This is a genomic window from Arthrobacter sp. zg-Y820, from assembly GCF_030142155.1.
Lineage (GTDB): Bacteria > Actinomycetota > Actinomycetes > Actinomycetales > Micrococcaceae > Arthrobacter_B.
Map to the genome: position 1 here is coordinate 98,963 of NZ_CP126247.1, position 26,561 is coordinate 125,523.

Annotated in this window: 28 protein-coding genes and 1 tRNA gene; 17 read left to right on the forward strand and 12 right to left on the reverse strand. The window is 66.3% G+C overall.

Going from position 1 to position 26,561, the window contains the following annotated elements; translation table 11 throughout:
- The first annotated feature begins 51 nt into the window (after positions 1-51).
- The 9 genes from lysS (at position 52) to dhaM (ending at position 8,358) form a co-directional block, all read left to right on the forward strand.
- Positions 52-1,506, forward strand: coding sequence for a lysine--tRNA ligase (gene lysS, locus QNO08_RS00475; protein WP_229966689.1), 1,455 nt, complete (start codon positions 52-54; stop codon positions 1,504-1,506).
- 3 nt (positions 1,507-1,509) lie between these two features.
- Positions 1,510-1,692, forward strand: coding sequence for a hypothetical protein (locus tag QNO08_RS00480; protein ID WP_229966563.1), 183 nt, complete (start codon positions 1,510-1,512; stop codon positions 1,690-1,692).
- Between the two features lie 97 nt (positions 1,693-1,789).
- Positions 1,790-2,116, forward strand: coding sequence for a histone-like nucleoid-structuring protein Lsr2 (locus tag QNO08_RS00485; protein WP_229966564.1), 327 nt, complete (start codon positions 1,790-1,792; stop codon positions 2,114-2,116).
- A 118-nt stretch (positions 2,117-2,234) separates the two neighbouring features.
- Positions 2,235-4,742: an ATP-dependent Clp protease ATP-binding subunit gene (locus tag QNO08_RS00490; RefSeq protein WP_229966565.1), complete on the forward strand. Its 2,508-nt coding sequence runs from the start codon at positions 2,235-2,237 to the stop codon at positions 4,740-4,742.
- Between the two features lie 147 nt (positions 4,743-4,889).
- Positions 4,890-5,405, forward strand: a complete 516-nt coding sequence (locus tag QNO08_RS00495) for an amino-acid N-acetyltransferase (protein WP_229966566.1) — start codon at positions 4,890-4,892, stop codon at positions 5,403-5,405.
- Positions 5,406-5,578: 173 nt separating this feature from the next.
- Positions 5,579-5,755 carry a CsbD family protein gene (locus QNO08_RS00500; protein ID WP_104159952.1) on the forward strand — a complete coding sequence of 59 codons (177 nt, stop codon included), beginning with the start codon at positions 5,579-5,581 and terminating at the stop codon, positions 5,753-5,755.
- Positions 5,756-5,971: 216 nt separating this feature from the next.
- Complete coding sequence (gene dhaK, locus QNO08_RS00505) at positions 5,972-6,970, forward strand: dihydroxyacetone kinase subunit DhaK (RefSeq protein ID WP_229966567.1); 999 nt, start codon at positions 5,972-5,974, stop codon at positions 6,968-6,970.
- Between the two features lie 3 nt (positions 6,971-6,973).
- Positions 6,974-7,615, forward strand: coding sequence for a dihydroxyacetone kinase subunit DhaL (gene dhaL, locus QNO08_RS00510; RefSeq protein WP_229966568.1), 642 nt, complete (start codon positions 6,974-6,976; stop codon positions 7,613-7,615).
- Positions 7,612-8,358 (forward strand): dihydroxyacetone kinase phosphoryl donor subunit DhaM, encoded by a 747-nt coding sequence (gene dhaM, locus QNO08_RS00515; protein ID WP_229966569.1) that lies wholly within the window; start codon positions 7,612-7,614, stop codon positions 8,356-8,358. The genes dhaL and dhaM overlap by 4 nt, the downstream gene beginning before the upstream one ends.
- A 15-nt stretch (positions 8,359-8,373) precedes the next feature.
- On the opposite strand, the gene QNO08_RS00520 is transcribed toward dhaM, so the two are convergent.
- Positions 8,374-9,321, reverse strand: coding sequence for an iron-sulfur binding domain-containing protein (locus tag QNO08_RS00520; protein ID WP_229966570.1), 948 nt, complete (start codon positions 9,319-9,321; stop codon positions 8,374-8,376).
- An 87-nt stretch (positions 9,322-9,408) separates the two neighbouring features.
- On the opposite strand from QNO08_RS00520, the gene QNO08_RS00525 reads away from it, so the two are divergent.
- Positions 9,409-10,176 (forward strand): hypothetical protein, encoded by a 768-nt coding sequence (locus QNO08_RS00525; protein ID WP_229966571.1) that lies wholly within the window; start codon positions 9,409-9,411, stop codon positions 10,174-10,176.
- On the opposite strand, the gene disA is transcribed toward QNO08_RS00525, so the two are convergent.
- The 3 genes from disA to QNO08_RS00540 all read right to left on the reverse strand — a co-directional run bounded on the left by disA (position 10,177) and on the right by QNO08_RS00540 (position 14,007).
- Positions 10,177-11,253: a DNA integrity scanning diadenylate cyclase DisA gene (gene disA / locus QNO08_RS00530; RefSeq protein ID WP_229966572.1), complete on the reverse strand. Its 1,077-nt coding sequence runs from the start codon at positions 11,251-11,253 to the stop codon at positions 10,177-10,179.
- A gap of 166 nt (positions 11,254-11,419) precedes the next feature.
- On the reverse strand, positions 11,420-12,787 hold the full coding sequence (radA, locus tag QNO08_RS00535; RefSeq protein WP_229966573.1) for a DNA repair protein RadA: 1,368 nt from the start codon (positions 12,785-12,787) through the stop codon (positions 11,420-11,422).
- Positions 12,788-12,876: 89 nt separating this feature from the next.
- Positions 12,877-14,007 carry an FUSC family protein gene (locus QNO08_RS00540; RefSeq protein ID WP_229966574.1) on the reverse strand — a complete coding sequence of 377 codons (1,131 nt, stop codon included), beginning with the start codon at positions 14,005-14,007 and terminating at the stop codon, positions 12,877-12,879.
- A gap of 248 nt (positions 14,008-14,255) precedes the next feature.
- Between QNO08_RS00540 and pstS the strand changes: the two genes are divergently transcribed.
- From pstS to pstB, 4 genes are all read left to right on the forward strand, one after another.
- The gene (pstS, locus tag QNO08_RS00545; protein WP_442860516.1) at positions 14,256-15,383 is read left to right on the forward strand and encodes a phosphate ABC transporter substrate-binding protein PstS; all 1,128 of its coding nucleotides are present in this window, start codon (positions 14,256-14,258) and stop codon (positions 15,381-15,383) included.
- A 171-nt stretch (positions 15,384-15,554) separates the two neighbouring features.
- Positions 15,555-16,487, forward strand: a complete 933-nt coding sequence (gene pstC, locus QNO08_RS00550; protein ID WP_229966575.1) for a phosphate ABC transporter permease subunit PstC — start codon at positions 15,555-15,557, stop codon at positions 16,485-16,487.
- A complete protein-coding gene (gene pstA / locus QNO08_RS00555; RefSeq protein ID WP_229966576.1) occupies positions 16,487-17,590 on the forward strand; it encodes a phosphate ABC transporter permease PstA in 1,104 nt (367 codons plus the stop codon). Before pstC ends, pstA begins: the two co-directional genes overlap by 1 nt.
- Before the next feature lie 82 nt (positions 17,591-17,672).
- Positions 17,673-18,452 carry a phosphate ABC transporter ATP-binding protein PstB gene (gene pstB, locus QNO08_RS00560; RefSeq protein ID WP_229966577.1) on the forward strand — a complete coding sequence of 260 codons (780 nt, stop codon included), beginning with the start codon at positions 17,673-17,675 and terminating at the stop codon, positions 18,450-18,452.
- 67 nt (positions 18,453-18,519) lie between these two features.
- On the opposite strand, the gene QNO08_RS00565 is transcribed toward pstB, so the two are convergent.
- The 3 genes from QNO08_RS00565 to QNO08_RS00575 form a co-directional block, all read right to left on the reverse strand.
- Positions 18,520-19,530: an inorganic phosphate transporter gene (locus QNO08_RS00565; protein ID WP_229966578.1), complete on the reverse strand. Its 1,011-nt coding sequence runs from the start codon at positions 19,528-19,530 to the stop codon at positions 18,520-18,522.
- Complete coding sequence (locus QNO08_RS00570) at positions 19,531-20,148, reverse strand: DUF47 domain-containing protein (protein ID WP_229966579.1); 618 nt, start codon at positions 20,146-20,148, stop codon at positions 19,531-19,533.
- Positions 20,149-20,378: 230 nt separating this feature from the next.
- Complete coding sequence (locus QNO08_RS00575) at positions 20,379-21,023, reverse strand: hypothetical protein (protein WP_229966580.1); 645 nt, start codon at positions 21,021-21,023, stop codon at positions 20,379-20,381.
- Positions 21,024-21,282: 259 nt separating this feature from the next.
- Between QNO08_RS00575 and QNO08_RS00580 the strand changes: the two genes are divergently transcribed.
- A tRNA-Lys gene (locus QNO08_RS00580) sits at positions 21,283-21,358 on the forward strand.
- An 84-nt stretch (positions 21,359-21,442) separates the two neighbouring features.
- Here QNO08_RS00580 and QNO08_RS00585 read toward each other — a convergent pair.
- From QNO08_RS00585 to QNO08_RS00600, 4 genes are read right to left on the reverse strand one after another with little or no spacing between them, the layout of a single operon-like run.
- Positions 21,443-22,198 (reverse strand): ABC transporter permease, encoded by a 756-nt coding sequence (locus QNO08_RS00585; RefSeq protein WP_229966581.1) that lies wholly within the window; start codon positions 22,196-22,198, stop codon positions 21,443-21,445.
- Between the two features lie 16 nt (positions 22,199-22,214).
- Complete coding sequence (locus QNO08_RS00590) at positions 22,215-23,009, reverse strand: ABC transporter ATP-binding protein (protein WP_284155626.1); 795 nt, start codon at positions 23,007-23,009, stop codon at positions 22,215-22,217.
- A 26-nt stretch (positions 23,010-23,035) separates the two neighbouring features.
- The gene (locus tag QNO08_RS17470) at positions 23,036-23,437 is read right to left on the reverse strand and encodes a CDGSH iron-sulfur domain-containing protein (protein ID WP_442860517.1); all 402 of its coding nucleotides are present in this window, start codon (positions 23,435-23,437) and stop codon (positions 23,036-23,038) included.
- Positions 23,434-24,528 carry an iron-containing redox enzyme family protein gene (locus QNO08_RS00600; protein WP_229966583.1) on the reverse strand — a complete coding sequence of 365 codons (1,095 nt, stop codon included), beginning with the start codon at positions 24,526-24,528 and terminating at the stop codon, positions 23,434-23,436. Before QNO08_RS00600 ends, QNO08_RS17470 begins: the two co-directional genes overlap by 4 nt.
- Before the next feature lie 207 nt (positions 24,529-24,735).
- Between QNO08_RS00600 and QNO08_RS00605 the strand changes: the two genes are divergently transcribed.
- Positions 24,736-25,332, forward strand: coding sequence for a hypothetical protein (locus QNO08_RS00605; protein WP_229966584.1), 597 nt, complete (start codon positions 24,736-24,738; stop codon positions 25,330-25,332).
- Positions 25,333-25,380: 48 nt separating this feature from the next.
- On the opposite strand, the gene QNO08_RS00610 is transcribed toward QNO08_RS00605, so the two are convergent.
- Positions 25,381-25,962 (reverse strand): dihydrofolate reductase family protein, encoded by a 582-nt coding sequence (locus QNO08_RS00610; protein ID WP_229966585.1) that lies wholly within the window; start codon positions 25,960-25,962, stop codon positions 25,381-25,383.
- A gap of 137 nt (positions 25,963-26,099) precedes the next feature.
- On the opposite strand from QNO08_RS00610, the gene QNO08_RS00615 reads away from it, so the two are divergent.
- Complete coding sequence (locus QNO08_RS00615; protein ID WP_229966586.1) at positions 26,100-26,414, forward strand: GNAT family N-acetyltransferase; 315 nt, start codon at positions 26,100-26,102, stop codon at positions 26,412-26,414.
- The last annotated feature ends 147 nt before the right edge of the window (positions 26,415-26,561 follow it).

A 26,561-nucleotide genomic window follows, 5' to 3' on the forward strand; every position in this document is an offset into this window, starting at 1 on the left:
ATTGTGACCACATCTAACTCCGTTCCCGAAGCAGCCGACACCTCCGAGCAGATGCGCATCCGCGCCGAGAAGCGGGCCCGCCTCATCGCCCGGGGCTCGGAAGCCTACCCGGTGGGCGTGGAGCGCACCCATTCCCTGAAAGAGGTCCGGGAGAAGTTCGGACACCTGCAGGCCGACGAAACCAGCGGCGAAACCGTCGGCGTCACCGGCCGCGTGGTCTTCATCCGCAACACCGGCAAACTCTGCTTTGCCACCCTCCAGGAGGGCAACGGCACCCGGGTGCAGGCCATGCTCAGCCTGGCCGTCGTCGGCGAAGAGTCGCTGGCGGACTGGAAGGCCCTGGTCGACCTCGGGGATCACGTTTTTGTCCGCGGCGAGGTCATCTCCTCCCGCCGGGGCGAGCTTTCCGTCATGGCGGATTCCTGGTCGATGGCCTCGAAGGCCCTGCGCCCGCTGCCCGTGCTGCACGCCGGCCTGAATGAAGAAACCCGGGTCCGGCAGCGCTACGTGGACCTGATGGTCCGCGACGAAGCACGCGAGATGGTCTACAAGCGGGCCGCGATCATCCGCGGCGTCCGGGACACCCTGCACGGCCACGGCTACGTGGAAGTGGAAACTCCCATGCTGCAGCTGGTCCACGGCGGAGCGGCAGCCCGTCCCTTTGAGACGCACCTGAACGCCTTCGACCAGAAGATGACCCTGCGCATCGCCACCGAGCTGTACCTGAAGCGGGCGGTCGTCGGCGGGATCGAGCGGGTCTTCGAACTGGGGCGGATCTTCCGCAACGAGGGCGTGGACTCCACGCACAGCCCCGAATTCACCACGCTGGAATGCTACGAGGCGTATGCCGACCAGTTCGTCATGGCGGACCGGATCAAGGAAATCATCCTGCACTGTGCGGATCTGGTGGGCAGCCGGCAGATTGAGACCGAGGCCGGAACAATCGACCTCGACGGGGAATGGAAGTGGCTGTCCGTTTATCCCGCCCTGTCCGAGGCCGTGGGCGAGGAAATCACACCGGATACCGACGCCGAAACCCTTCGCCGCGTTGCCGAAAAGCACGAGGTCAAGGTGGATCCGAAATGGGACGCCGAGAAACTCGCAGTGGAACTGTTCGGCGAAATCGTGGAACCAACCCTTATCCAGCCGACGTTCGTCTACGATTATCCGCCCTCGGCCCAGCCGCTGGCCCGGCCGAACAGAAATGATCCGCGCCTGATTGAGGCCTGGGACCTGATCATCGGCGGCATGGAACGAGGCACCGCGTTCTCGGAGCTCATTGATCCGGTCATTCAGCGCGAACGCCTGACCGAGCAGTCCCTCCGGGCGGCCGACGGCGATGACGAGGCCATGGCCCTTGACGAGGACTTCCTGCGTGCCCTTGAATACGGTGCACCGCCCATGGGCGGTATCGGTCTCGGAATTGACCGCCTTGTGATGCTTTTCACGAACACGGGTATCAGGGAAACAATTTTGTTCCCCCTCCTAAAGCCGGAAATGGGTTAGACCATGGAATACGTTGAAGTTCTACTGCCCTCAATCTGTGTCGGAGGTCTCTTTTATTTTGCGATGAAGGCCCTGCTGAATGCGGACCGTTCAGAACGAAAAGCGCTGGCTGAAGCGGAACGTGAAGCTGATCTGGCGGCAGATCGGGAAGCAAGTAGTTCGGCATCTGAAAAAGAAAGTAATTAAATCGCCGACTACGCTTTGACGGGGCATTCAAAATTGCGCCATACTCTAAGTGGTCTCATTATCGTTTTTTCCCGGTTTAACTGCTTAGGAGCCTGTCGTGGCGCAAAAGGTAAAAATCATTCTGGTCGATGACCTCGATGCTGGAAGTGCGGATGAGACCGTCCGGTTCGGTCTGGACGGCTCACAGTACGAGATCGATCTGTCGACCGACAATGCAAAGAATCTTCGTGCGGCCCTGAAGCCGTACCTTGATGCCGGCCGCAAAGTGGGCGGACGCACCGGCCGCCCCCGCAGCACGGGTTCGGCACGCAACAATGAAGCGGCGCAGATCCGCGAGTGGGCCCGGAACAACGGGTACACCGTTTCGGAACGCGGACGCGTGAACAGCGAAATCATCGAAGCCTACCGGGCTGCCCAGGGCTAGAGCGGATCATGGCCCCGGGGACTTTCCGGGGCCTGTGGTCACGCCTAGGGCGAACATGCTCCTTAAGCACGCGCTGGACACGTAGCATCGAATTACGCGTTAGCTAGGAGTGTGCCTCATGTTTGAAAGATTTACCGACCGTGCCCGTCGCGTTGTCGTGCTTGCCCAAGAAGAGGCTCGCATGCTCAACCACAACTACATCGGCACCGAGCACATCCTGCTCGGGCTCATTCATGAGGGTGAAGGCGTCGCAGCTAAGGCCCTGGAATCCCTGAGTATCTCACTCGGTGCCGTGCGCGAGCAGGTGCAGGAGATTATCGGCCAGGGCCAGCAGGCCCCGTCCGGCCACATCCCCTTCACCCCCCGCGCCAAGAAGGTTCTGGAGCTCTCCCTGCGGGAGGCCCTGCAGCTTGGCCACAACTACATTGGAACCGAGCACATCCTGCTTGGCCTGATCCGTGAAGGCGAAGGCGTGGCAGCCCAGGTGCTGGTCAAGCTCGGCGCCGACCTCAACCGGGTGCGCCAGCAGGTTATCCAGCTGCTGTCCGGCTACCAGGGCAAGGAGCCCGTCAGCTCGGGCGGCCAGCAGCAGGAAGGCCAGCCCGCGGGTTCGGTCGTTCTGGACCAGTTTGGCCGCAACCTCACCCAGGCTGCACGCGAATCCAAACTGGATCCCGTCATCGGGCGCGAGCACGAAATGGAACGGGTCATGCAGGTCCTGTCCCGCCGCACCAAGAACAACCCTGTTCTGATTGGTGAGCCCGGCGTCGGCAAGACCGCAGTCGTCGAAGGGCTGGCCCAGGCCATCGTCCGCGGCGACGTGCCGGAAACCATTCGTGACAAGCAGCTCTACACCCTTGACCTCGGATCCCTCGTTGCCGGCTCCCGGTACCGCGGTGACTTTGAGGAACGCCTGAAGAAGGTGCTCAAGGAAATCCGCACCCGCGGAGACATCATCCTGTTCATCGATGAGATCCACACCCTGGTTGGTGCGGGAGCCGCGGAAGGCGCCATCGACGCGGCCTCCATCCTGAAGCCGATGCTGGCCCGCGGTGAACTGCAGACCATCGGTGCCACCACCCTGGACGAGTACCGCAAGCACATCGAGAAGGACGCCGCCCTCGAGCGCCGTTTCCAGCCGATCCAGGTCAAGGAACCTTCCGTTGCGCACTCCATCGAGATCCTGAAGGGCCTGCGGGACCGCTATGAAGCGCACCACCGCGTGTCCATCACGGATGCCGCACTGACGTCGGCCGCGACCCTGGCCGAGCGCTACATCAGTGACCGGTTCCTGCCGGACAAGGCCATTGACCTGATCGACGAAGCCGGTGCCCGGCTGCGGATCCGCCGGATGACGGCGCCGCCCGAGCTCAAGGAAATCGACGAGAAGATCTCCGCGCTCAAGCTGGAGAAGGAATCAGCCATTGATTCCCAGGACTTCGAAGGCGCCGCCTCCCTGCGGGACAAGGAGCAGAAGCTCCACGACCAGCGCGCGGAAAAGGAACGCCAGTGGAAGTCCGGCGGCCTGGATGACATCGCCGAGGTGGATGAGGAACTCATCGCCGAGGTGCTTGCCAACTCCACCGGCATTCCCGTGGTCAAGCTCAACGAAGAAGAATCCACGCGCCTGCTCAAGATGGAAGACGAGCTGCACAAGCGCGTCATCGGTCAGGATCAGGCCATCAAGTCCATCTCGCAGGCCATGCGCCGCACGCGTGCCGGACTCAAGGATCCGAAGCGTCCGGGTGGCTCCTTCATCTTCGCCGGCCCCACCGGTGTCGGTAAGACTGAGCTGGCCAAGGCACTGGCGGAATTCCTCTTCGGCGACGAAGAAGCCCTGATCACCCTGGACATGTCCGAATACTCCGAGAAGCACACGGTTTCCCGGCTCTTCGGTGCTCCTCCCGGGTACGTCGGCTACGAAGAAGGCGGGCAGCTGACCGAAAAGGTCCGCCGCCGTCCGTTCTCCGTGGTGCTGTTCGACGAGGTGGAAAAGGCCCACGCGGACCTGTTCAACTCGCTGCTGCAGATCCTCGAAGACGGCCGCCTGACGGACAGCCAGGGCCGGGTGGTGGACTTCAAGAACACCATCATCATCATGACCACCAACCTGGGAACCCGGGACATCTCCAAGAGCGTGTCCACCGGTTTCCAGTCCGGCACCGACACGAAGACCGGCTACGACCGGATGCGGGCCCGGGTCACGGAGGAGCTGCGCCAGCACTTCCGCCCCGAGTTCCTCAACCGTGTTGATGACACGGTGGTCTTCCCGCAGCTCACGCAGGACGAGATCGTCCAGATCGTTGACCTGTTCCTGGAACGCCTGGGCAAGCGCCTGGCGGACAAGGGCATGACCATCGAACTGACTCCGGCCGCCAAGGTCCTGCTGGCGACCCGGGGCTACGATCCCGCCATGGGTGCCCGGCCGCTGCGCCGGACCATCCAGCGCGAAATCGAGGACCAGCTGTCCGAGAAGATCTTGTTCGGGGATCTCAAGCCCGGCGAACTGGTTTCCGTGGACGTGGAGGGCGAAGGCGACGACGCCAAGTTCACGTTTGTGGGCCACGGCGCGCCGAAGGCCCTTGAGGAAGCGCCCTCGGCAATTGAAGCCGGCGTCGGCGACTAACAGCCGAGCTGCCGGCCAACGGCACCCGATATGAGAAGGACCCGGTGGCATCCGCCCGCCGGGTCCTTTTCATGTGCCGTGCGGGAAGCATGCGGATCCCCGGCGCCCGCTTTACGCAGTGGCCCCGGGCGGTCCTAGACTGAACCGGTGACTTCTCCCTTGACCATCACTGTCCGCCGCGCCCGCACCTCCGACGTTCCCCGCATCCGGGCCCTCGTGGCACCGCTGGCGGACGAGCGGATCCTGGTGGCCAAGGAAGCCGTGGCCTACTACGAGGGGCTGCAGGAGTTTCGGATCGCTGAAGGGCCCGACGGCGAGGTGGTCGGGTGCGGGGCGCTGCACGTGATGTGGGAAGACCTGGCGGAAGTCCGGACCCTGGCCGCTGACAGCAGCTGGCGCGGCCGCGGCGTCGGCCATATCCTGCTCGAGGCGCTGCTCGCCGAAGCCGCCGAGATCGGTGTCCGGCGCGTTTTTTGCCTGACCTTCGAGGTGGAGTTTTTCCGGCGCCACGGATTCGAGGTGATGGCCAACCAGTCGGCGGTGGATCCCGAGGTCTATTCGGAGCTGCTGCGCTCCCACGACGAAGGAGTGGCCGAGTTCCTGGATTTGGCCCGGGTCAAGCCCAATACCCTGGGCAATACCCGCATGATCCGTTCCCTGTAGCCGCATCTTTCCGGGGGCGCCGCTGTTCGCGAACAGAGTAACCGGACGATATTGCTGGCATTTCGCCGCCACAAATGGATACGCTCAGGGTACTTAGCATCACCAACGGCCCGAAGAATGAGTGACAGTTTATGCTGCCGCACCGGGCCACGATCAGAAAGCGGGATCCACTTATGGGCGCAGATGACAAGGTGCAGAATTCAGCCGAGAAGCTGGGCGGCAAGGTAAAGGAAGGCCTGGGAAAGGCCACCGGCAACGAAAGCATGGAAGCCGAAGGCCACGGTGACCAGGCCAAAGGCAGTGCCAAGCAGGCCGGCGAAAACATCAAGGACGCTTTCAAGGGCAAGTAGGTCCTGAGAGCAGGGCGCGGGAGGGGTTATCCAACCCCTCCCGCCGCTGTTTAACCAGGGGTCGGCGACGGGCTCTCCGGCGGGCTTCCCTGCCACGTCCGGCCTGTCCAGCGGGCACATGCCGGAGTAGGGTCTTGAGCAACTCAGGGTTAATTCCTGGAACCGGCAGCGGCGCCGTGCCGGCCGGGACGCCTTCGCTGAAGGAGCTGCTCGAGAATGAAGAAACTCATCAATGACCCGCGCCGGGTGGTTACGGAATCGCTGGCCGGCTTTGGGCTGGCACATCACGATCTGGTCCGGGTGCACAGCGACCCGGACTTTGTGGTGCGCAGGGAGCCGGCGAGGGACAAGGTGGCCCTGGTGTCCGGCGGAGGAAGCGGCCACGAGCCGCTGCACAGCGGGTATGTGGGCCGCGGCATGCTGGATGCGGCGGTGCCCGGGGCGGTCTTCACCTCCCCCACCCCGGACCAGATCCTTCCCGCAATCACCGGTACCGACACCGGAGCCGGGGTCCTGCTGATCGTCAAGAACTACACCGGCGACATCCTGAATTTTGAGACTGCCGCCGAGCTGGCCCAGGCGGAAGGCGTCAACGTCGCCACGGTGGTGGTCAACGACGACGTCGCCGTCGAAGACTCGCTGTACACCGCCGGACGGCGCGGGGTGGCCGGAACCGTGCTGCTGGAGCGCATTGCCGGCGGTGCTGCGGAGCGGGGGGACTCGCTGGAGCAGGTGGCGGCAGTGGCCGAACGGGTCAACGCCAACGTCCGGTCCATGGGAGTGGCCCTGGCGCCGTGCACCGTTCCCCACGCGGGAGAACCCAGCTTCACCCTGGCGGAGAACGAGATTGAGCTGGGCGTGGGCATCCACGGCGAACCTGGCCGGCACCGGCTGCCGATGGCGCCCGCCGACAGCATCACCGACCAGCTGCTGGACCCGGTCCTCAGCGATCTGGGCGCCGCGTCCGGGGACAAGGTCCTCCTGTTTGTGAACGGCATGGGCGGCACGCCGCTCAGCGAGCTGTACATTGTCTACCGCAGGGCCGCGGAAGTCCTGGCCGAGCGTGGCATCCGCATTCAACGGTCGCTGGTGGGCAACTACATCACCGCGCTGGACATGCAGGGCGCGTCAGTGACGGTGCTGCGGCTGGACGAGGAGCTGACCGAGCTGTGGGATTCCCCCGTGCACACGCCGGCGCTGCGCTGGGGGGTCTGAGGGATGGCACTGGATGCGGCATGGGCCGCCAAATGGATGCGTGCCAGCGCTGCGGCCATGGCCGAGAACCGGCAGCGGCTGATCGATCTGGACCGGGACATCGGCGACGCCGACCACGGCGAAAACATGGACCGGGGCTTTTCCGCCGTCGTGCAGAAACTGGACGCCGAAGGCACGCCGGCCACCCCCGGCGACGTCTTGAAGCTGGCAGCCATGACACTGATGTCGAAGGTCGGGGGCGCGGCAGGACCGCTGTACGGGACGGCTTTCCTGCGCGCCTCGACCGCGGCGGGCAACAGCCCGGAGCTGGACCCTGCCGCCGTCGTCGCGGTCCTCACCGCCGCCCGGGACGGCATCGTGGCGCGGGGCAAGGCGGAACCCGGAGACAAGACCATGGTGGATGCGTGGACCCCCGCAGTGGAAGCAGCGCAAACTTCAGCAGCGGCGCAGGCGAGCAGCTTGGAGGTGCTGTCCGCGGCGGCAAACGCCGCCAACGCCGGATTGGCCGGGACAGAACCGCTGATCGCCCGCAAGGGGCGGGCCAGCTACCTGGGGGAGCGCAGCGCCGGACATCTTGACCCCGGGGCGGCCTCCACGGCCCTGATCCTGCAGGCGGCGGCCAGGACAGCGGGAGAGGGCACATGAGCGTAGGTCTGGTCATCGTTTCCCACAGCGCCAAACTGGCGGAAGGTGTCCGGGAACTGGCGGCGCAGATGGCCGGCGACGTGACGATCGCGCCGGCCGGCGGTACCGACGACGGCGGCATCGGCACCAGCCTCGACAAGATCACCGCCGCCATCGCCGTCGCTGACACCGGCGAGGGCGCGGTGCTGCTGGCCGATTTGGGCTCGGCCGTCATGACCGCCGAAATGGCAGTGGAATTTTTGGACGATGAGCAGCGCGGCCGGGTGCGGCTGGCAGACGCGCCGCTGGTGGAAGGAACCGTGGCGGCCGCCGTCGCCGCGCAGGGCGGCAGGGCACTCGCCGCGGTGGTGCAGGAGGCTGAGTCCGCCGGCGGCATCCCGGCCCGGGCACCTGCTGCAGCGGCGGGCACGGCAGCGGGCACGGCGGCCGGGGGAGGTGCCGGGGAGCCGGAGGAGGAAGCGGATGGTTTCGACCCCGACGACGACGGTGTGCACACCGGATCGTGGGAGATCATCAACCGGGCCGGCCTGCATGCCCGTCCGGCAGCCGCCGTCGCCCAGGCGATGTCCGACCTGGATGCTGAGGTGCGCATCAACGGCGTGGACGCGAAATCGGTGATGATGCTGATGTCCCTGGGCCTCGGTCCGGGACAGACCCTCACCGTGGCAGCCCGCGGCCCCGATGCCGCCCGGGCAGTGGACATCATGGCGCTGGAGGTGCGGAACGGTTTCGGAGAGATCTAGCGTTCCCGGCGAGAGTCAGGCCGGCAACTGCAGGCCGCTCTCGGTCTCCTCGGCCAGCCGGTCCGTCAGGAGCCCGGCCAGCGCCCGCTCGAGCTGCTCGGCAGGAGCGTTGAGCGCGTGCAGCGCCGCCAGCGGGGCGAGCTCGGGATCAGCCTCCGGCGCCACGAGGTCCACCGGACCCAGCAGCAGCGTCCGGAGCACCGGGCCTCTTGCCTGCCGCAGCACGGCCATGACGGCGCCGCGGACCTGGCGGTCGGTGCCGGCCCAGGACTGGCCCTTGGGGATGTAGTCCGGGGCAGGTTTTCCGGCCGCCACCCACGCGCAGTGCCGGAGCACCGGACAGACCTCGCATTTGGGGCTGCGGGCGGTGCACACCAGGGCGCCGAGTTCCATGACCGAGGCGTTCCAGGCGACGGAAGCGGCGTCGTCGTCGGGCAGCAGGGTAACGGCCAGGCGCATTTCCGCGGCGTTCAGCGCCGGCGCGGGCAGGGCCTTGCCGCCGACGGCGCGGGCATGGACCCGGCGGATGTTGGTGTCCACCACCGTTTCCCGGCGGCTGAAGGCAAAGGACGCGACTGCCGCAGCGGTGTAGGTTCCCACGCCCGGCAGGGTCAGGAGCTCGGCGGAGGTTTCCGGAACGCGGCCGCCGAAATCGGCGGTCATGGCCGTGGCCGCTGCGTGCAGGCGAAGGGCGCGGCGGGGATAGCCGAGCCGCCCCCAGGCGCGCACTGCTTCCCCGCTGGGTTCGGCAGCCAACGCGGCAGGAGTGGGCCAGCGCGCCATCCACTGCTCCCACACCGGCAGCACGCGGACCACGGGGGTTTGCTGGAGCATGATTTCACTGACGAAGATTCCCCACGGGCTGCAGCCGGCCTCCCGCCACGGAAGGTCGCGCGCATTGGCGGTGAACCAACTGATGATCTCCGTATGCAGCTGCGGCGCCTGCTGCGGACCCGGTCCCATGCAATCTCCCTCGGTTATGACCAGCAATACTCTACTGACCGGCGTGGTGCGGCAGGTAATCCGGACCCGTATACCTAGCCTTAAGGCATGGTTGGTAATGGATCATCAGACTCCTCTTCGGGGAACACAGCATCAGGGCACACAGCGTCAGGGAACACCGCCCCCGGACACCCGAGCGCGGCCGTCTACCGGCGTCGGCGGATAGTCGCCGGCCTCCTCGGACTGCTGGTTCTGATCGCCCTGATCGCGGGCATCGCCGCCGTGGCGAACGCGCTTCGCGGAGACGAGCCGGCGGCCGCCGACAGCGGCACTGAAGCCACCATTCCCGGCCCGGACAACAAGCAGCCCGGCGCCGCGGACAACAAGCAGCCCGACGCCGCGGACACCACGGCAGCTCCCGGCGGAAAGCCGTCTCCAAAGCCAACCGCCTCCTCACCCGCGCCGAGCGGCGGGGCTGAACCGGCGTCGAAACTGTGCCCGGAAGAATCCGTCCAGGTCGCTGCCACCACCGACGCACTGAGCTATTCCGCAGGCACAACTCCGGTGCTGACCATGACGGTGACCAACAACGGCGCTGAGCCTTGCGACGTCAACGTGGGGACCAGCCAGATGGAATTCACCGTCACCAGCGGCGCCGACCGGATCTTCTCGTCACGGGACTGCCAGCAGGCCGGCGAGGACCTGCTCAAAACCATCAAGCCCAACAGTGTGGAAACGGCCAAGTTCACGTGGGAGCGCCAGCGTTCAGCACCCGGCTGCTCGGAGGTTTCCAGCAATCCGAATCCGGGAACCTACATGTTCACCGCCCGGCTGGGAAACATCAGCAGCGGGACCTCGGTTTTCGAACTCGAGTAGCTACATGAACCGGTCAAGCAGGCTGGTCTCGGCAATGCGGGAGAGCCCTTCGCGCACCATGCGGGCGCGCTGGTCTCCGATGCCGTCCACGGTCATCAGATCGTCAATGTTGGCGGCCATGAGGTTCTGCAGCCCGCCGAAGTGGTCCACCAGCCGGTTCGCGACGGTCGGCGGCACCGATTTGATGTTGCTCAGCAGCCGGTAACCGCGCGGCTGCACCACGGCCTCCAGGGAATCCTGTCCGGGCTGGAAGCCAACGACGGCGGCGATCTTGCCCAAATCGACCATGTCCGAGTCACTGAGGTTCTGCAGGGTGGCGACCTGGTCCTCGGCCCGGCGCTGGCCGTCATGCAGGTCGGCGTAGTCGCGGACAATCATCTCGCTGCCCGGGCCCAGGCCCGCCGTCAGTTCTTCGAGCTGCAGGGACAGCAGCCGGCCGTCCACTCCGAGTTCGAGGACGTACTGGGAGATTTCCTCGGAAATCCGGCGGACCATCTCCTGGCGCTGCAGGGTGACAGCCACATCCCGGACGGTGACCATGGCCTCGATCTCCAGCGCCGACAGCGAGTTGGTGACCTGATCCAGGCGGGCGCGGTAGCGCTCCAGGGTGGCCAGCGCTTGGTTGGCGCGGGCCAGCACCGGTTCGGAGCCCTCCAACACGTGGCGGAGGCCCCGGACATAGAGCTGGATGATTTGCATGGACTGGCTGACCGAGATGATGGGGAATCCCGTTTCGACGGCCACGCGCTCGGCTGTGCGGTGGCGGGTGCCGGATTCATGCGTCTCAATGGTGTGGTCCGGAACCAGCTGCACGGCGGCCCGCAGAATGGTCTTGGCATCATTGTCACAGACGATGGCACCGTCCATCTTGGCCAGCTCGCGCAGGCGGGTGGGGGAGAAATCGATGCCGATGTCGAAGCCGCCGGAGCAGATGGAGTCAACGGTGCGATCGAACCCCAGCACGATCAGGGCTCCCGTGCGGCCGCGCAGGATGCGTTCCAACCCGTCGCGGAGCTCGGTTCCGGGCGCTACCCGGGCCAGAGTGGCTTTCAGCGAATCTTCGGGACTGCGTGCCATGGTCACTTCCTTCCGGCCATCGGGCCCACGGGCGTTCTGGGCGGGCGCTGCACAGACACTTTCCCTATAGTAGTGGTCCGGCAGGGGACAATGGCGACTTTTGTGCCGTGCGCAGCACAGAGCCGAGCCGGCCCGGCGGCCGCCGCCGGGATCGCGCGCGGGCCGCCTAGAACAGCAGCTCGAGGGCTTCCGTGAGGGTGGACACCTCCCTCACCTTGAATCCGGCCGGAACCGCGACCGGGCCGTTGGGCGACGCCGGAACCACCGCATGCGTGAAGCCCAGGCGCTCCGCTTCGGAGATTCGCCGGGCGATGCCGGGAACGGGCCGCACCTCGCCGGCCAGGCCGACCTCCCCAAATGCGATCAGCTGCGCCGGCAGCGGCTTGTTCATTTTGGCCGACGCCACGGCCAGTGCCACGGCCAGATCGGTGGCCGGTTCGCTGAGCTTGACCCCGCCCACTGTGGCCACATAACTGTCATCCTTGGCCAGGTTCATCGACGCCCGCGCCTGCAGGACGGCCAGGAGCATGGCCACCCGCGAGGAATCCAGTCCGCTCGTGGCGCGGCGGGCCTGCGAGTTGCTGGTTTCGGCGAGCAGGGCCTGGACTTCGGCGACCAGCGGCCGTTTTCCTTCGAGCGTGACCGTGATGCAGGTGCCCGACACAGGTTCCTTGGTGCGGGAGACAAAAAGCCCGGACGGATCGGCGAGCCCGACGATTCCGTCCTCGGTCAGGTCGAAGCAGCCCACTTCGTCGGTGGGACCGTAGCGGTTCTTCACGGCCCGCAGCAGCCGCAGCCGCGAGTGGCGGTCTCCGTCGAACTGGCACACCACATCCACCAGATGCTCCAGCAGCCGAGGCCCGGCAATGGAACCGTCCTTGGTGACGTGTCCCACGAGCAGGGTGGTCATGTTCCGGGTCTTGGCGGCATTGATCAGGGAGGCAGCCACTTCGCGCACCTGGCTGACCCCGCCGGCGCTGCCGTCCACGGCCGAGCTGCTCAGGGTCTGCACCGAGTCAACGATCAGCAGCGCCGGTTTAACCTGCTCCACCTGGCCCAGGGCTTGGCCCAGGTCAGTTTCAGCACTCAGATAAAGAAAATCGGACACCGCGTTGATGCGTTCGGCGCGCAGCTTCACCTGGGCGGTGGACTCCTCGCCCGTGACGTACAGAACGTCCCGGCCAAGGTTTCCCACCTTCGCGGCAACATCCAGCAGCAGCGTAGACTTGCCCACCCCCGGCTCACCGGCCAGCAGGATGACGGCGCCCGGGACCAGCCCGCCGCCCAGGACCCGATCCAGCTCGTTCACGCCGGTGGGCTGGTAGGAAGCGGAAGTGGCATCGACGTCGGCGATCCGCAGGGCAGGCCGGGCCACGGTGGCCGCGGCCGTGGTGCGGGCCACCACCTCGCCGGCTTCCTCGACGGTTCCCCAGGCCTGGCACTCCCCGCACCGGCCCACCCACTTGGCGGTGGTCCAGCCGCATTCTGCGCAGCGGTAGTTAGCGGTTTTTGCGCGGGTAGTCTTCGTGGCCATGGAATCAGGCTATCCCGCGCCGGTGACACTTCTGTTCCGGCCGGCAGCGCTGGTCAGCAGGCCACTTCCGCAGGCCACTCACGCGGGCCTCACACGTCCGCGAGGTAGCCCACTGCCTCTTCATGGGTCAGGCCGGTGGACTCGAGCAGGTCCACCACCAGGGGCCGAAAGAGCATGACGAGGGCGTCCCCCTGGATGTCAGTGACCCCCAGTGCGCCGGGGTTCAGCTGCGCACCAACCAGGGCCAGGCCGTTGCGGGCCTGCCGCAGATGCTTCTCGCGGGTTCCGCCTGATTCCCCGCCGGCCAGTGCGCGGGCCAGGATGTCGACGGCGTCCGCCGTGTCGTTCACGACCTCGGCAACACGCTCAATGGCCTCGTCGTGCAACGCCGCATGGTTGATGACCGACGTGGTGCGCCGGGCGAAGACCCTGCTGTTGCGCACCGCCAGATCCAGATAGCCGATGGAACCGCGCAGGTCGCCCAGCTCGGCGAGATGCCGGCGATAGGCAGGGGAGATGCGGGCCACCTCCCGGGCGTCACGGACGCTGCGGGCCACGGCGTCGAGCTGGGGCTGGGTGTTGCGGGCACGCACCAGGGCATGCCAGGCGATGGTCGAGTCGCTTTTCGCCACCGCTTCAGCGCACTGGCGCAGCACGGCCGAGAGCTCATGCAGCAAATCCCGGACATTGGACTGCGGTTCCCGCCGCGGATCGCGCGGTGCCAGCATCGTCACCACCAGCGCAAACAGTCCGCCCACGATGGCATCGAGGCTGCGCGTGAACACGCCGCCGTCCGGTGCCGGAAGCAGCACCACCAGCAGCGATTGCAGGCCCAGCTGGGTCGTGAAGATAACGCCGCGGTCCAGGAAGCGCGCCAGCATCAGGGAAACAAAGAGGACGACGGCGGCCTGCCACAGGCCGGTGCCCAGAACATGCAGGAGCAGTTCTCCCACGGTGATGCCCAGGGTGCAGCCGACGCCCACTTCCAGGACCCGCCTGGTGCGCGGCTCCCGGGAGAAGCCGAGCGAGATCAGGGCTGCCGTGGCTGCGAAAAGCGGGCCTTCATGGCCCAGGACATACTGCGCAAACGCATAGGCGCCCACGGCGCACACCGTCATCTGCGCGGCGGGAAGGATGGAATTGCGGCTGCGGTGAAGCCCCACCCGTATCCGGTTTCGGAGGAATCCCCGGCTCCGGGCAAGACGGTCGTATGGGGGCATGCGAACAGTCTATGGGGCCTCCGCCCCGGCCTCCATCCGGAGGCTTTCCGTGACGGCCGGTGCAAATACTTCTCCCGGGGATTGTTCCACCGCAGGCAAACGTTCCCTGCGGCTCTGTTTGCCGTTCACCTGTCGTTAACCTTGCCCGGCCACCATCTGTGAAGGGGCGGAAATTTGTCCGTCCCGGCGAACGGTTTCCTCACTGCCCTCGCCGCTCCCGCGAAACTCGCCCTTGAAAGGGAACAGACGTGTTGGTAAATGGAAAAGTCCGCACAGCCGCCATCCTCTCGGCAGCTGCCCTCGCCCTGTCAGCCTGCGGCAGCGACAGCGCTGCCGCCCCCGGCGGCGACACCGCGCCGTCGTCGGCTTCGGACAGCACGCTCACCGGAACCCTGTCCGGGGCCGGAGCCTCCTCGCAGGACTCAGCCATGCAGGCCTGGATCGCCGGCTTCAGCGCGGAAAATCCGGGAGCCGCGGTGCAGTATTCGCCGGACGGATCAGGAGCCGGCCGCGAGGCGCTGCTGGCCGGGGGCGTGCAGTTCGCCGGATCCGATGCCTACCTGGACGAGGAAGAGGCCGCCGCAGCCGCGCAGGTCTGCGGCCCGGACGGCGCCCTGCACATCCCCGCCTACATCTCTCCGATTGCGGTGGCCTTCAACCTGCCGGGCGTTGAGGAACTGAACCTGGATGCCGACACCATTGCCAAGATCTTCCGCGGCGAGATCACCGCATGGAACGATCCCGCCGTCACGGCGACCAATCCCGGGGCCGAGCTTCCCGGCACTCCCATCACCCCGGTGCACCGCGGCGATGAATCCGGAACCACCGAGAACTTCACCGAGTACCTTGCAGCGGCGGCTCCGGAAGCCTGGACCGACGAAGCGTCAGGTGAATGGCCCGCCGGGATCGGCAACGGCGAAAACGCTTCCGGAACCGGCGGCGTGGTCTCGCTGGTTACCTCCACTGAGGGCGCCGTGACCTACGCCGACGCCTCAGCGGCGGGAGGCCTGGGTGCGGTCAACGTGCTGGTGGGCAGCGAGTACGTTCCGCTCAGTTCCGAAGCCGCGGCAAAGGCCGTCGAGGCATCCACCCCGGTTACCGGCGAGGGCCGGCCGGACGCGGACATGGCCATGAACCTGGACCGGGACACTGCGGAATCCGGTGCCTACCCGGTGGTGCTGGTTTCCTACCACGTCTACTGCACCGCCTATGAGGACGCCGCAACCGTCGACCTGGTCCAGGCCTTCGGAAACTACGTGGTGAGTGAAGAGGGACAGGCAGCCGCCGCGGACGCGGCCGGCAACGCGCCGCTCTCGGATGCCCTCCGTCAGGAAGCCGCGGCCGCCTTGGACAGCATCAGCGTTCTGCAGAAGTAACAACCGTGGGACAGTGAAAAGGCGCGGAAGCGGAAGCCCTGCGCAGGCGGGAAACCGTTGCACAGTGAAGGACAGCCGAAGATGTGGACAGTTTCACTGTGGCAAAGGGAACCTGCGCAGGGTCAGTAGAGTGTTTAAGTAGATGCCAGTGAAGAACCGAAGGGTTGTGCAGTGTCCAGCAAGTCCATAGAAGGCACCGGTGGTGCCGGCCGTGCCGGAGACAAAGTCTTTTCCGGCATAACTCTCCTGGCCGGCTGCCTCATCCTTCTTGTCCTGTTTTCCGTGGCCATGTTCCTGCTCTGGCAGGCGCTGCCCACGTTCACCGCGGACCCCGCGGACATCAGCGGCGGAAAGGGATTCCTCACCTACATCTGGCCGCTGGTCATCGGCACGGTGATCGCCGCGGCGATCGCCCTGGTCATCGCGACCCCGGTGGGAATCGGCGTCGCGCTCTTCATCTCGCATTACGCCCCCCGCCGGATCGCGCAGAGCCTTGGCTACCTCATTGACCTGCTCGCGGCCATCCCTTCGGTGGTTTACGGCGCCTGGGGCATGATGGTGCTTGCGCCGGCCCTGGTGGGTCCGTACACATGGCTGGCGGACAACGCCGGCTGGATCCCGATCTTCTCCGGCCCGGCCAGCCAGACCGGCAAGACCATGCTGACCGCCGGGATCGTGCTGTCGGTCATGGTGCTGCCGATCATCACGTCGCTGACCCGGGAGATCTTCCTGCAGACCCCGAAGCTGCATGAGGAGGCCGCCTTGGCCATGGGCGCCACCCGCTGGGAAATGATCCGGATGGCAGTGTTTCCCTTCGCCCGGGCGGGCGTGGTCAGCGCCGTCATGCTGGGCCTGGGGCGCGCGCTCGGCGAGACCATGGCCGTGGCCCTGGTGCTCTCCTCCGGCGGCCTGATCCCCAGCCTGATCCGGCCGGGAAACCAAACCATCGCAGCGGAAATTGCCCTGAACTTCCCTGAAGCCTACGGGCTGCGCCTGTCCGAGCTGATTGCCGCCGGCCTGGTGCTGTTCCTGATCACCCTGGCCGTGAACGTGATCGCGCGCTGGATCATCAGCCGCCACAAAGAATTCTCCGGAGCCAACTGATGCAGACACAAACACTGAGCCGCCGTCCGGCCACGCTCACCAAGAACCGGCTGCCGCGCTACGCGGTGTGGGCAGCCCTGGGTGCGGCCGTCATCCTCGGGGCTGCGCTCTCGGCCCTGATCGGCTTCGGCATCGCCAGTTTCGCCATCTTCACAGCGGTGATCTTCGTAGTGTCGGCCACCGCGGTGACGTGGATTGTGGAAGGCCGCCGCCGAGCCGTGGACCGCTTTGCCACCTACCTGGTCTGCGGATCCTTCCTGCTGGCGCTGGTTCCGCTGATCTCGGTGATCTTCACCGTCCTGTCCAAGGGCCTCGCCGGCCTGAGCCCTGACTTCCTGTTCACCTCCATGGGCGGCATGACGGGAGCCGTGGACAACACCAGCGTGCAGACCGGCGGACCCGTGCTGGGCGGGGCGTACCACGGCATTGTGGGCACGTTGCTGATCACGCTGTGGGCCACGATCATCTCGGTGCCGATCGGCCTCCTGACCGCCGTCTACCTGGTGGAATACAGCCACGGCGGGCCGCTGTCCCGGGCCATCACGTTCTTCGTTGACGTCATGACGGGCATCCCCTCCATCGTGGCCGGGCTCTTCGCCGCCGCCTTCTTCGGACTGCTGTTCGGCCCGGGCGTTCGCACCGGGTTCGTGGCCGCCGTCGCCCTGTCGGTCCTGATGATTCCGGTGGTGGTGCGTTCCACCGAGGAAATGCTGAAGATCGTTCCGAACGAACTGCGCGAAGCCGCCTACGCCCTGGGCGTGCGCAAGTGGCGGACCATCCTCAAGGTGGTGGTGCCGACGGCGATCTCCGGCATCGCGTCGGGCGTGACCCTGGCCATTGCCCGCGTCATCGGTGAAACGGCCCCGCTGCTGGTCACCGCCGGCTTCGTGAACACCATCAACATGAATGTGTTCGCCGGCTGGATGACCACGCTGCCCACCTTCATTTACCGGCAGCTGATGAGCCCCACGTCGCCCACCAACACCGATCCCAGCACCCAGCGGGCCTGGGCCGCGGCGCTGCTGCTGATCATCATGGTGATGCTCCTGAACCTCGGGGCCCGCCTGATCGCCCGGCTCTTTGCGCCCAAGACCGGCCGCTGACCCGGCCCAAGCCGCACTTCGGCGGCTGCCTGCACTCCACAGCAGCCCGCCGCCACCGAAAATTCCGAACAGAAGGAAACACATGTCCAAGCGAATCGACGTCAAGGACCTCAACGTCTACTACGGCGACTTCCTGGCCGTAGAAAACGTCAACATCAACATTGAGGCCCGGTCCGTCACGGCGTTCATCGGTCCCTCCGGCTGCGGCAAGTCCACGTTCCTGCGGACGCTGAACCGGATGCATGAAGTCCTCCCCGGTGCGCGGGTGGAGGGCGAAGTGCTGCTCGACGGGGAGAACCTCTACGGCCCCGGCGTGGATCCGGTAACCGTCCGCAGCCACATCGGCATGGTGTTCCAGCGCCCCAACCCGTTCCCCACCATGTCCATCCGCGACAACGTGCTGGCCGGCGTGAAGCTGAACAACAAGCGCATCTCCAAGTCCGACGCCGATGACCTGGTGGAAAAGTCCCTCACCGGCGCCAACCTGTGGAAGGAAGTCCGCGACCGGCTGGACAAGCCCGGTTCCGGGCTTTCCGGCGGCCAGCAGCAGCGCCTCTGCATCGCCCGCGCCATCGCGGTGTCGCCGGAAGTCATCCTGATGGATGAGCCGTGTTCGGCGCTGGACCCCATCTCCACGCTGGCCATCGAGGACCTGATTGAGGAACTCAAGAGCGACTACACGGTGGTGATCGTGACGCACAACATGCAGCAGGCCGCCCGGGTGTCGGACAAGACGGCGTTCTTCAACATTGCCGGCACCGGCAAGCCCGGCAAGCTGATCGAATACGCGGACACCCCGGTGATCTTCAGCAACCCGGCCCAGAAGGCCACTGAGGACTACGTCTCCGGCCGCTTCGGCTAAGGAGCACCGCTTCACCGGGGAGTCCGCCCGGAGTGCTCAGAGCAGCGCGTGAAGCCCGAGGGAGTGCTCAGAGCAGCGGGCTGAGCGCCAGGAACAGGATGCCGCCGAGCACTGCGGTTACCGGCGCCGTGGTCAGCCAGGTGACCAGGATTTCCCGCAGGGGAATGAACCGGACCGTTGAAAACCGCTGGTTGGCGCCGGCGCCCACAATGGCCGACGTCATGGTCTGCGTGCTCGACAGCGGTATCTGCAGCCACAGGGCACCCGTGAACAGCATGGAGGAGCTGACCGCCGTCGCGCTCATGCCGCGCAGCGGATCGATGCGCACCAGCCGGTTGCTCAGCGTGTGGCTGATCCGCCAGCCGCCGAAAAGGCTGCCCGCAGCGAGTGCGGAGCCGGAGAAAATCTGGACCCAGAGGGGAATGCCGGTGTCGGTGGCGGAGCCTGCTGCCACCAGCGCCAGGACAATAACCGCCATTGTCCGCTGGCCGTCCTGCATGCCGTGGCCCAGCGAGAACGCCGATGTGAAGACTGACTGGGCGATCCGGTTTCCGGCGTCGCCGCGCCGCGGCGAGCTGTAGCGCATGAGCCAGGTGGCCGGAAACACCAGCAGATAGGCGAGCCCGAAGGCGACAACGGGGGAGAGCAGCAGCGGCAGGACGATCTGCTGCAGCAGCACCTGGTAGGACTCGGCGATGTTGGGCCCGCCCACCAGCGTGGACGCTGCGCCCGAGCCGACGATGCCGCCCACCAGCGCGTGCGTGGAGGAGGAGGGCATGCGCCGCCACCAGGTCCACAGCCCCCAGCCGCACGCGGCCAGCAGCCCGGCGATCAGGATGCCCAGCCCTGACGTTCCTTCGGGCAGCTGGATAAACCGGTCAGCCAGCACCAGGGCCAGGGCGGTGCTCAGCAGGGCGCCGGTCAGGTTGAAGACGGCGGCCAGGACGACGGCGACCGTGGGAGTCAGGGCCCGGGTGCGCACCGCGGTGGCAACCGAGTTTGAGACGTCATGAAAGCCGTTGATGAAGGCGTAGCCTCCGGCGAAAAGCACGACGGCGGCCAGCAGGACCGTCTCCACCTAGGATTCCCGGACCAGGATGCCGCCCACTGCAGTGGCGCACCGGCGAAGCTGCGTGGTGGTTCCGGCCAGCTGCTCGGCCAGGTCCCGGTGGCGGGCGTAGCTGAGTGGTTTGTGGTCGCGCAGCAGTTCGGAAATCCAGATCCGGTGCGTGCGCTCCGACCGCTTGGACAGCCGCAGCATCTCAATCCAGTAGTCATCGAGGTCTTCCAGCGAGGCCAGGCGGCGCATGGCGCCGACGGTCAGTTCCGCCTGCCGGCCAATCACTTCGAGCTGTTCGGCGGCACGGCCGGAGATGCCGGTGAGGCGGTACAGGGCCACCACTTCCGCGGCTGCATCCAGGTTCTCCATCGCCGACATCAGGATGAGCGAAAGACCATAGAGATCCTCGCGCGGCAGCGGATTGATGAAACTGGACCGCATCTGCGTCATCAGGGCGAAGTGCAGGTCCGTCGATTCGGCTTCGAGCTGGTGCATTTGCTCAGCGAGGCGGTCATAGTCCGCCGCTTCGGCGCCAAGGACTTCGGAGAGCGTGCCCGCGCCGCGCACCAGCACGCTTCCCATCTTGGACAGGATCTCAAGCCCGGCATTTTCCTGAGGAAAGAGCCGCAGCCTCACTGGGTAACCCGGAAACGTCGGGTGCCGTATCGGCCCTGCAGGAAGTAGGTCACGGGGCTAAGATTATCGGCTGGTCGGGTAGACACAAAAGCGGTGCCGGACCGGGAGCGCCTCTCGGCGGAAGGCCGCTCGAAGCGGCTCTAAGTTGAAGCCCGGGGGTTCCGCAGTCCGACACCAATTTCAGTTTTCTACTCTTCGGCGACGATGTCAACACGAGCGCCGGCGGGCCCTTAATCCAGCTCTCCCCGGCGCCATGCAGCAGCGGAGTGCTCCAGGTCCTCGGCCGTCCTGACGAGCTGGCGTGCGTTGCGGGTCAGCTGGCTGGCCGTCCCGGCGCTTCCGGTCTCGGCCGAATCCGCATGATGGGTCTGCCCCAGGGCAACCACGCGGCAGAAGGCGGCAAAGCGCTCCAGCGCCACATCAAACTCCCCTTCGAAGGCTCCGGAGAGGATGGTGTCGGCCATGGCCTTGACCTCGTCGGCGCCCAGCGGCTCGGCGACGCCGGCGACGACCTTGGAGACCTGCGCGACGTCCTTGCCCGCCGCGTAGTACGAGGCGATGCGCTCGGGATTCTGCTGGGTGGCAGCACGGAGGGCATACAGGCGCCACAGGGCGCCGGGCAGGGAGCGCGGAGGGCTTTCCGCCCAGAGTTCCGCAATCGATTCGAGCCCCTGCTTGTCGGCGAGCTTCACCAGGCGGCGGGTGATCTCCGGATCGTCGCTTTCGCGACCGTGGTGGACCAGGGCCTGGGCAGCCAGATGGGCTGCTTCCGAAACCCGGGCCGGATCCGCGCCTCCGGGGAAGTTGGCGAAATCCAGGGGAGCGTACAGCTTGGGCTTGTGATGCCGTGGCGGCAGAGAATTCGACTCACTCATATTTTGAGAATACTCCGCAGCGGGAACGGGCGTCGAGGCGGCTCCGCGCCGTCCGGCCGGACCTGCCAAGCCGGGCTCCCGCGGCGAAACGGCAAGACTCCCGGGGCTGTTTTCGTGAGATGCGTCCCGCGTGCGATAAAGTGGAGAAGTCGATTCGTCGACGGCTGGAACGAACCGGGGAAACCGGAGGAGATCCGCAGGGAAACCTGCAGGAAACCCTCGGTGCCACGGGTTTGGAAAGCCGTCCCGATATGGCGGGGGGCCTTTAGCTCAGTTGGTAGAGCATCGGACTTTTAATCCGTGGGTCGTGGGTTCGAGCCCCACAGGGCCCACCATGGAATGGGCCGGTTCATTCGTTAGCGGATGAACCGGGACTTCGGCAGCACCCCGGTCTTCGGACCGGGGTGCTTTCTTTTTGCTCAGCTCCAGCGGAAAACCTTCGCGGCCAGCAGCGCGCACGAAACGGTCCAGCCGAGCATGACCAGGAAGGGAGCCGCCGTGACGGTGCCCTCGTACCAGGCCGCGGTAAGCGCCTGGGTCATGGCGCCAAGCGGGCTCAGGGCGGCGACCGTCCGGATTCCCTCGGGCATGAGCGGACCGGGCGTCCACAGCCCTGCGGTGAACATGCAGACCATGAACACCAAGAACCCGATGCCGTAGGCATTTTGGGCCGTTCCGGCGACAGCTGCGATGAGGGATCCCACGGCCATCATGGCGGCGACGCCAACGGCAATCACGGCAACAACCAGCGGGACGCTGCTTGGCGTCAGGCTGTCAAAGGCGATCCGGGCCAGCAGGATGGCTATGGCCACCGCGAGGAGGAGGGACGCGGCGCTGACAATCCACTGGGCAAACAGGATGCGGTGCGCGCCGACGGGCGTTACCCCCAGGCGGCGCAGGACGCCGCTCTCCCTGTAGCCGCCAATCGCTGACGGGTAGTTGGTAAGCGCCACGCTGGACAACGCCACGGCGATGGAGAGCGGCACAAGCAGATCGATGGGGCGAAGGGCGGCATAGGCGGGATCCGGCCCTCCGATCGGGACCCTCATGCCGGGAATGACGAACCCCTGAAGCAGCAGAATCGCAGACGGCAGCACCAGTGCCATGAAAATGCTCAGGGGGTTCCGCAGGTAAAGAGTTGCCTCAACGCGTGTCAGGGCGCCCAGTGCTCGCATGCTCCACCGTTCCTTCTCACTCGGGCGCAGTCTGCTCAATAAAGGCAAGATAAGCGTCTTCGAGGGCGGCCGGCCCTCCGGCATCCGTTCCGGACGCAGCGACCAGTTCAGCCGGCGTGCCCACGAAGCGGGTGCGGCCGGCGTCGATAACTGCCAGACGGTCGCACAGACGCTCGACGTCGTCGAGGTAGTGGGTGACGAGGAGCACCGTGATGCCGTCATCCTTCACCCGCTGGATCAGTCGCCGGATATCCCGCCTGCCCTGGGGATCGAGTCCCGTGGTCAGCTCGTCGAAGACAACGACGTCGGGATTCCCGATGAGCGCCAAGGCAATCGAGAGCCGCTGCTTCTGTCCGCCGGAGAGATTCCCGAACGGCCGCTTGCGGTGCGCATCCAGCCCGACGGTCCGCAGCAGTTCCGATACGTCGGCAGGGGCGGGGTAGAAGGCGGCAAACAGGCGCAGCGCCTCCTCCACGCGCAGCGCCGCAGGAAGCTCGGCGGCTTGAAGCTGATAGCCGACACGCTCGCGCACCGTGGTGCGGTCCTTCGCGGGATCAATTCCCAGCACCACCACCCGCCCGCCGTCGGGCGTCAGCGTCCCGGCCACACACTCAACCGTCGTCGTCTTGCCGGCGCCGTTGGGGCCGACTATTCCGAAGGCCTCGCCCGCCTCGATCGAAAACGTGACATCCTCGACCGCTACAACTGTCCCGAAGGTTTTCGAAAGCCCGGTGACGCTCACAGCCGTGCCGCTGCCCGCCTGCACCCTGATCATGCCGACAAGTGTGCGGTTGGCGTCCGGAGGGGTCAAGGGTTCTCAGGCGGGAGCGGTGCCGTTCACTGCTCTTTGCTGCCGGCTTCCTCTTCGGCGTTCAGCCGGCTAACGACGGCGGCGGGCACCGGACGGCGGCGGGTGGTGTCGAACTTCATCAGTTTGTGCGTTCCGTCGCAGTACGGCTTGATGGCAGATCCTCCGCACCGGCAGAGGGCGACAGTTTCCCGGTCCCGCGGGATGGGAACGCCATCGGGGGTGACAATCTCAAAGTTTCCACGCACCAGGAGTGGCCCGTTGGGGCAGGCAACCACTGAGGCCGGCGGGCCGGCGGATCCGGGTTCCGAATCCGCCGGAGATTCCGCCGTCGGGCAGCCGCCGCAGTCGTCCGCCCCGCCGGGGCGGCCCGCCGCGCCAAGGGCAGCAGGGTGGGCCGGGTCCGGCAGATCGGGGCGAGAGGAGGTCACGGCGTTGCTCCGGCAGCCACTGCCGCCGCAGCGAGGGCGCCGGCTGCCGCGCCCGAGGCATCCGCGGAATCCACTGATCGCAGGGAAGAGCTGCCGTCCTGCCAGGCGGTGAGCTGGTCCTCGCCCATCATTGCGTCCAGCGTCAGCACCGTGGCCGCGCCGAAAATCACATCGGCGAGCAGCTCGGGGTCCGACTCCACCAGCCCGCCCGCCAGGTCCCGGGCAGCAATCTGCTCGTGCACGGCGTCGGCTTCCACGTGTTCGTCGAAGTAGTACGTGACGTCGTCGTCGAAACCAAGCCGGCGGAAACCGCGGGCGTAGAAGGAATTGGGAATGGACGAGGTGATTTCAAACGCCGCCAGGTGGCCGGCGATGGCACCGCGCAGCCGCCGGTTCAGCCCGAACAGGGACATGGCATTGGATGAGGCCAACGTCACTGCGGGTACGAAGTCCAGGTACCACCCGTACGCCGTTTCCAGCTCGAGGCCCTTCATCGTCACGCCGAAGAGGTGGGAATGCATGCGTTCGGGGCGTCCGCCGCCGTACTCGTCGGCCTGGATTTCAATCAGCGCCGCCTTCGCCCGGCCCACGGGCAGGCGGGGAATGGCCCAGCTGTGGGGATCGGCTTCCTTCAGCTGGTACACGGAACGCAGGATCAGGAACTCCTGCAGCTGTTCCTTGGTCGCCTTGGAGGCGACGTAGCGGGAAACGCTGGGACCGTCGTCGTCGGCTGCCATCCGGAACAGTTCAGCGGCCACTGCCTCGCTGGTGGGCTCGGGCAGCCCGGGAACGGGGACGACGCGGCGCAGTGCGGCCTCGAATGCCTCCTCGAGCTCCAGGCGCAGGCCGACGAGTCCCGGATGCCATTCCAGGCTGTCCGGGACACCGTCCAGTCCGCTGTAGTGCAGTTCGTAGAGGCAGAAAAGGGCCAGCTGCAGGTCCTCGTCACGGAGGATGTCGGCGGTTTCTGCGGCGGCCTGCCGGGACGCCGCCGTCAAGGCCGCGAGCCGTTCTGCTGCCGGCGCATCCGGGGCACGCAACAGGTCAAGGAGTGCGGTGCTGACGGGTCCGCGCGGTGCGGGGATTTTCATTCTTATCCTTTGTGCTCCGTGTAAAGGTGCTCCGTTGCGGTAACGGCAGGGGCCGCGGCCGGACGGTAAATGACGGACATCAGCATACTTGGTAATTCCCTGCCGGTCCCAACCAGTCCGGTACTGCCGCGGCGGACATTGACCTTTCCGCTCATCCGGCGTGAGATGGGAGAAGCAGACTCAGCCACCCGTGGAAAGGGGACGTCAGTGCCGCACATCGATGCCGGATCCGGATTCCTCATTCCCGCGCTGATCCTGATGGTTGCGGCCCTGGCCCTGACCGCCTTCAGAGTGGATGTGGCACTCGCCCGGAACGACGGCGAGAACCTGTTCTGGGTGGGCCTCACCGGGCTGCTGACGGCTCTGCTGGCCGTGGCCTGGGCCGTTGCCGGCAATCCGGAGGCGGGGCCGTGGATTGGGCTGGCTGCGGTCGCCGGGGCAACCGGCGCTGCATCCTGGGTGCGGGTCCGCAACCGGCGGCGCGGGGAGAAGCGGAGGCGGAGCGAACGCCGGCAGCGCATTGCCGAGCTTGAACGCCGCCATGAATCGGTCCTGCTGAGCTGGAGCGCCTACGAGCTGGACGATTGGAAGGCCATGGAGAAGCCGGGGCTGCAGGATGCGGCCAAGCCGGAAACCAGGGCGTTGCTGCGGGCGATGAAGGCAGCGGCGGCGCTCCGCCCGGCCGAGGGGTCGGCCGCGGCGCTGAGCGAGGCTGAACTGGGCAACTACGGTGCCGCCGTCGCGGGGCTGGAAAAGGCCTGGGAGAGCGCTGAGGCAACAGCCGGGGGCGGGCAGGCCGCCTAGCCGGAGGAGCCGTTCGCGGGGACTTCGTCCGGCATCCGCTTAGGCCGGTCAGCGGCGCACCCGATAGCGCAGGTGAAGCACCCGGTTGCCCTGTATCACCACGTCGGGTTCCTCCAACAGGTGCTGGGCGTGGACCGACCCGAAGTAGCGCTTGCCGGACCCGAACACGACGGGTGCGACGTCCATGCGCACTTCGTCGACCATGCCCGCGGCAAGCGCCTGGCCACCGACGTCGCCGGCGGCGACCTCGACAATGCGGTCACCCGCAAGCTCCTGCGCCCTCGCCACGGCCGCCTCGACGCCGTCGACGAAATGGAACGGCGCCTCGGGGTCCCAGCCCTCGGGCTCCGGTCGGTGCGTCACGACAACCACATGATCGATTCCGCTGGGGGGCGTTCCGTCCCAGCCGTCGGTCAGGTCGAAGACATGGCGGCCGGCGATGGTCGCCCCGACCCGGTCCCAATACGGCCGGGTGTAATCGTAGGACGCTTGCGACACCTTCAACTCGCCGCTCTCGTCCAACGGCACGTCACCGCTGAGCAGCCAGTCGAACAGCGGTCCGGGCTGGTCGTTCCCGTCCGCGATGAAGCCGTCTACTGACACGGTGCCGGACAGAACTACCTTGGCCATGGGTGCTCCTCTGCTTGAGGCCTGGGCACGTACGCAAGGCCCACGGTAGCGCCGTCGCCCCGCCCCGAACATCCCCTGCATTGCGAAGAGCCGAAAAACTCTGGACGGACCGGCGGTTTGGTGTCAGGCTCATGGGCATGACCGGGCACAGCAGGGACGATGTTGACCTTTCCCGCAATTCCGAACAAAGCCGTTACGAGCTCCGAATAGGCGGTGAGCTGGTGGGCACGGCCGACTATGTCGAAGAGTCGGATTCAGTGGCCCTGACGCACACGGTGGTCGGGGTTCAGTGGCGGCATCAGGGGTATTCCTCGATGCTGGTGAAATTTGCCGTGGAAGACGTTATAGCGTCTGGGCGGCGGATCAAGCCTTATTGTTCCTACGCCGCGTCCTACCTGGGGAAACACCGGGAGTTCAGCCACCATGTGTCCTGGCCGCAGGCGGCCCGCTGAGGTTTCCGTACAGGAAATGCGGGAAGAAGGCGGATCAGCAGCGGGAAATAACTTTCCGCTGCGTTAATTGAAGCTGACTCCCCGCTCTGCATATGGGGGGAACGCAGAAGGGGGAGCCAGTAAAAATAGTATAGTTGCATCCGTCCG